7 protein-coding genes are annotated in these 5,011 nt (G+C 74.6%); all 7 read right to left on the bottom strand.

What is annotated here, in order from left to right:
* Positions 1 to 137: 137 nt before the first annotated feature.
* The gene (locus tag VKN16_28325) at positions 138 to 632 is read right to left on the bottom strand and encodes a hypothetical protein (protein HME98130.1); all 495 of its coding nucleotides are present in this window, start codon (positions 630 to 632) and stop codon (positions 138 to 140) included.
* Positions 629 to 1,894: a DUF58 domain-containing protein gene (locus VKN16_28320; protein HME98129.1), complete on the bottom strand. Its 1,266-nt coding sequence runs from the start codon at positions 1,892 to 1,894 to the stop codon at positions 629 to 631. The genes VKN16_28325 and VKN16_28320 overlap by 4 nt, the downstream gene beginning before the upstream one ends.
* An 8-nt stretch (positions 1,895 to 1,902) precedes the next feature.
* A complete protein-coding gene (locus VKN16_28315) occupies positions 1,903 to 2,859 on the bottom strand; it encodes a MoxR family ATPase (GenBank protein HME98128.1) in 957 nt (318 codons plus the stop codon).
* Positions 2,856 to 3,320 (bottom strand): hypothetical protein, encoded by a 465-nt coding sequence (locus VKN16_28310; protein HME98127.1) that lies wholly within the window; start codon positions 3,318 to 3,320, stop codon positions 2,856 to 2,858. The genes VKN16_28315 and VKN16_28310 overlap by 4 nt, the downstream gene beginning before the upstream one ends.
* Positions 3,304 to 4,203, bottom strand: coding sequence for a DUF4129 domain-containing protein (locus VKN16_28305; GenBank protein ID HME98126.1), 900 nt, complete (start codon positions 4,201 to 4,203; stop codon positions 3,304 to 3,306). The genes VKN16_28310 and VKN16_28305 overlap by 17 nt, the downstream gene beginning before the upstream one ends.
* Positions 4,204 to 4,261: 58 nt before the next feature.
* Positions 4,262 to 4,501, bottom strand: a complete 240-nt coding sequence (locus tag VKN16_28300; GenBank protein ID HME98125.1) for a hypothetical protein — start codon at positions 4,499 to 4,501, stop codon at positions 4,262 to 4,264.
* Positions 4,502 to 4,698: 197 nt separating this feature from the next.
* Positions 4,699 to 5,011 (bottom strand): VOC family protein (locus VKN16_28295; GenBank protein HME98124.1); only part of this gene is annotated, 313 nt, incomplete at its 5' end.

Raw genomic sequence — 5,011 nt, 5'->3', positions numbered from 1 at the left:
CTGTCTCAGGGCATGCTGATCGTCGTCCCGGAAGGGCGCTGGCATCGCTTCGAGGCGCCCGACGGCGTCACCGTCTTGAGCGCCACGCCGCAGCCGACCGAGCACACCACCGCCGCGGATCCCCGCGCGGCCGTCTCCTAGGCCGCTCGCCTGATCAGCGCCGCGAGGATCAGCACGCTGGCCAGCGCGCCGGCCGCGGCGACGAGGGGCGACGCCGCCACCGGCAGGATCGCGGCCAGCGGGCCCGCCATCGCGAGCGTCGGCACGGCGGCGGCCACCGCTCCGAGCCCGAGAGCGGCCCACCGGACCAGCGCCGACCGGACCACGCCGTCGCCGACGGTCGCCGAGCGGAGCCGCGCGCTCAGATCCACCGCGTCGAGGAAGACCACCAGCGCGACTCCGAGCGCCAGCGCGGGTCCCGGACTCGCCGCGGCGCGCTCGATCGAGAGCGCGACGGCGTAGACGCCCAGATCGCCGCACGCGGCGAGCACGGCCAGCCACCGCCAGCGCGCGAGGATCGACAGCGCCGCGGGCAGCAGGACGGCGAGGCCGGGCGCCGCCACCAGCGGCGAGGCGAGTGCCACCACCGCGCACGCGACGACCGCGGCCAGCGCGGCGACCAGCCGGATCATCCCGTCTCGGCCAGGCGGACGCGCCGGCGCCGCGAGTCGGCCAGCGCGGCCTCCAGCGGCTCCGGGTATCGCCACTCGATCACGCGCAGGCCGTGTCGGCGCAGCTCGACCAGATCGGCGCGGCGCTCGAGCCGCCAGAGCCGTCCGGCCAGGTCGGCGGTCGGCGTGGGCGCCAGCGCGGCGCGCGTGACGTCGACGGGCGAGACGACCAGCACCAGCAGGTCGAAGCCGCGCGCGGCGAGATCCAGCACCGCCTTCGCGAAACGTCGATCCAGCAGCGGCGTGATCGCGATCACCAGCGCCTGCGGCGAGAGGACCCGCGGTGGCACCCGGAGCAGGTCCTTGGCCACGTAGGTGAACACCACGTCGGCCCGCACCAGCGCGTCCGCGAGCCGCTCGTACTGCGCGGCGCCGGACCGCGGCCGCACCCAGCTCATCACGCCGCCGTAGGTGATGAGGCCGACGCGGTCCTTGCGCGCGAGATACGCGGTGGCCAGCGAGGCCGCGGCACGGACGCCGAGATCGAGGGTGGTCTCCGAGGGGGCGCCCACCTCGGCCAGCGTGTCCAGCATCAGGACGACATCGGCGTTGCGCTCGCGGTGCTGCTGCGTCACGTAGAGCTGGCCGAGCCGCAGCGACGCGCGCCAGTTGACCTGCTTGATCCGATCGCCGGGCGCGAACTGGCGGATGTCACCAGGCTCGATGCCCTCCCCGCAGGCCCGCGACACGTAGTCGCCGACCGAGGCCTGCACGTGCACCGGCCGCGGGACGTGGCGGAGCGGGACGATGCGCGGGAAGACGCGCAGCGGACGCGGATCGACGTGGCGGTGCTCCCAGCTGCGCAGCCCGAGCCGGTCGCGCACGCGGATCGCGATCGCGCCGAGATCGTGCGCGCCGCGGCCGGGGAAGGCCAGCGTGTAGCTCGCGCGGCCGGAGGCGCCCGCCCCGAGGGTCATCACCGCGCGGTGACGTCCCGACCGGACCACGCTCCCGGCGGGCCGCGGCCCCAGCAGCTCGATCAGGCCGATCGGCGACCGGGCGGTCACCGTCATCGTCACCGTCACCTCGTCGCCCTCGAAGACCCGATCGGTGCCGGTCTCCTGCTCGATGACGTAGTCGGGGCGCGCGGCGGGTCGGGCCAGCGTCGCGAGCAGCAGGAGGACCGGCAGCCCGGCCACGATCAGCTCGGGCCGGCCGGACACGACGCCGAGCGACACCATCCATCCGGCCACCGCCAGCAGCGACAGCGCGAGCGGGCTCACCCGCCCGGTCATCGGGCGTCGGGGCCCGGGGCCGGCACCTGCTCGAGCAGCCCTTCCACGACTTGCGCGGGCGAGATGCGGGACGCCCACAGCTCGGGCTTGAGGATCAGCCGGTGAGCGAGCGCGGGCCCCGCCATGGCCTTGACGTCGTCGGGCAGCACGAAGTCGCGCCGCTCGAGGACGGCGGCGGCACGGGCCAGCTTGAGCAGCGCGAGGGTGCCGCGGGGCGAGGCGCCGAGGGCCACGCGAGGATCCGATCGGGTGGCCTGCACGAGATCGACGATGTAGCGCTCGGTCACCCCCGCGACGTGCACGTCTTCCAGGCTGGCCTGCATCGCCAGCAGCTCTTCGCGCGAGATGACCGGCGCGATGCTCACCGCGTCGTCGCGCCTCCGCCGCCGCCGGGCCAGGATCTCGACCTCGTCGGCCGGCTCCGGATAGCCCACGGACAGACGCATCAGGAAGCGATCCAGCTGGGCCTCCGGCAGCGGGTACGTGCCCTCGAGCTCGATCGGGTTCTGGGTGGCGATGACCAGGAACGGGGCGTCGAGCGGGAAGCGCTCGCCCTCGGCGGTGACCTGCGACTCCTGCATGGCTTCGAGCAGCGCGCTCTGCGTCTTGGGGGTGGCCCGGTTGATCTCGTCGGCCAGCAGCAGGTTGGTGAAGATCGGCCCGCGCCGGAACTCGAAGCGGGCCTCGCGCTGATCGTAGAGGAAGCTGCCGGTGATGTCGCTCGGCAGGAGATCCGGCGTGAACTGGATGCGCTTGAATTCCAGATCCATGGTCTGGGACACGAGCCGCGCGATGAGGGTCTTGGCCAGGCCCGGATAGTCCTCGATCAGCACGTGCCCGTTGGCCAGGATGCCGGCGAGGAGCCGCTGCAGGACCTCCGCCTTGCCCACGATCACCTGCCCGAGGGCGGCCAGGACGTCCTGGCAGTGATCCGCGACCGCCTCGATCTTCACGCCCGGCCCTCGACCCGGGCGACGAGATCCTCCAGGACGCGCAGCGCCGGCCCCCGGCGGCCCAGGAACCGGCGCCGCGGCGGACAGGGCACGGCGGGCCCGGGCCCCGCCAGGGTGACGAGCCGCGGCCAGAGCACCACGTCGAAATAGCGCCGGCTCCGCGTGCTCGCGACGAGATCGTCGCGCAGCCGCAGGAAGGCCGGGTCCAGCTGGACCCCGGCGGGCGGGTCCGGCGGCGCCTCGAACGGAGAGATCACGTCCGGGAGGACTCCGTCGCGGGCCCAGCGGCGGGCCCTCGCGCAGCCGCTCACGAGGACGACCGCGCACGCCAGCCGCACCGCGGTCGGCCGCCATGCCGGCGACGCCTTGAGGTATATCGGCAGGGCCACCAGGACCAGCAGGACGACGGGGACGGCGCGGCCGGCCAGCCGGCGCGCGAGGCGGCTAGGCAGGCCGGGCATCGTCTCGCCGCGCGTCCATCGCGGTCCGGATCTCGTGCAGGGCGTCGAGCGCGCGGTCGCGCTCCCGCGGCCCCAGCGTGTGGTGGCTGAAGCGGGCCAGCTCGAACAGGCCGGTGAGCGCCGGCACCGCCGCGCGCGGCATCGGCAGGCCGCGGAGCACCTCGCGCATGAACTCGGTGGGCGTCAGCGACGGCTGGCGCGCGAGGCCGGAGTCGGCGGCCACCCGCTCGAACCGCGCGTAGCAGCGCACGATGGCGCGACGCGAGTCGGTCTCGGCGCGCAGGTCCTCGAGGCTCTCGTCCACCGCCGCGTCCAGGGCGGCCGGCAACGGCTCGGCCGGGTCGTCGTCGGGGCGCGCGAAGCGGTCGCCGAAGGCGACCCACAGGGCGAAACCGAGCGCGCCCAGGCCGGCGGCGAGCGCGAGGCCGCCGAACACCCAGTTGAAGATGGGCGGCGCGCTCTCGGGCTCCGCTCCCGGGAGCGTCAGCCCGCTCGCCAGCCCGCCGAGTCCCGCGAAGAGACCGCCCTCGAGCAGCGCGCGCCGCCAGAGATAGGCCAGCGCGACGACGTTGACGAGCGACATGATCAGCCCGAGGCGCCGGATCCACGTGGGCACCGGCGCCGGCTCGTCCGCCGGCTCCGCCTCGTCGGCGCGCCGCGCCTTGGCGAGCGAGCGCCGCAGCAGATCAACCAGGAAGACGCAGACCGCGAGACCGAAGAGCGCGACCACGACCGCGGTGACCGCGCCGGGCAGCCGGATGACGCCGCTCACCGCCGGCCCGCCGGAGGCCGGCCCGGTCATGCGCCCGACCGCGGCGAGCGTGATCACGAAGGCGGCGGCGAGGCTGGACCAGGCGAGCAGCGCCATCACGTGCGTGACCATGCCGTGTCCCGGCGACCTGCGCAAGGGGGACGGTCGCGAGCGGTGACCGGCGGTGTGGCTATCGACGCAGCCGGGGGTCGTCCGAGAACACGCAGATGGCCCGCGACCGGTCCCGATCCGACTTCGCCTGCCTCGCCAGCTCGCAGGCCAGCGCGGACTCGAAGGAGCCGAGATTGCTCCAGCCGGCGAGCGATTCCGATTGGCCGGCGATCGGCTTCATGTCGCCGCCGGCCGGAAGCAGCAGGAACCAACCCGCCGCCAGCGAGCCCACCCACCTCACCATCCACGTCCCGTTCATGCCCATCAGCGATCCGCCCCCTCGGAGGGAAGCCGAGTATAGGCCGCCCGGCCGGAATGGACAAGCGGGGTGCAGGCTACCCCGTCAGCGGGGCCGGGCGGTCCTCCGTTCGAGCCGGCTCGCCACGTGAGCCCGCGACCGGATCGCCCGCGGCGAGCGGCCGGTCCGGCGCCGGGATGTGGCGGGGCGACCGACGGTCAGGGCAGCAGCTCGGCGAAGCTGATCACCACGCCCTGCGGGTCCCGGATCTCGAAGTAGCGCTCGCCCCACTCCGCGTCGCGGGGAGCGGCCGCCACCAGGCCCCGGGCGGTCAGCTCCCGGTGAAGGGCGTCCACCCCGCGGACGCGCAGGATCACCCGACTCCACGAGTTGTCGCCATCCGCGCTGGCCCGCCGCAGATTGATCACCGCCTGGTCCGCGCGCAGCGTGGTGAACGGGGCGTCCGGCCCGCCGTAGGTGACGTCGAGGCCGATCGTCCGGTAGAACGCGACCGACTCTGCCATGTCGCGG

This window comes from Candidatus Methylomirabilota bacterium, assembly GCA_035315345.1.
Taxonomy (GTDB): domain Bacteria; phylum Methylomirabilota; class Methylomirabilia; order Rokubacteriales; family CSP1-6; genus CAMLFJ01.
This window is presented reverse-complemented; position numbering and strand designations above follow the sequence as displayed.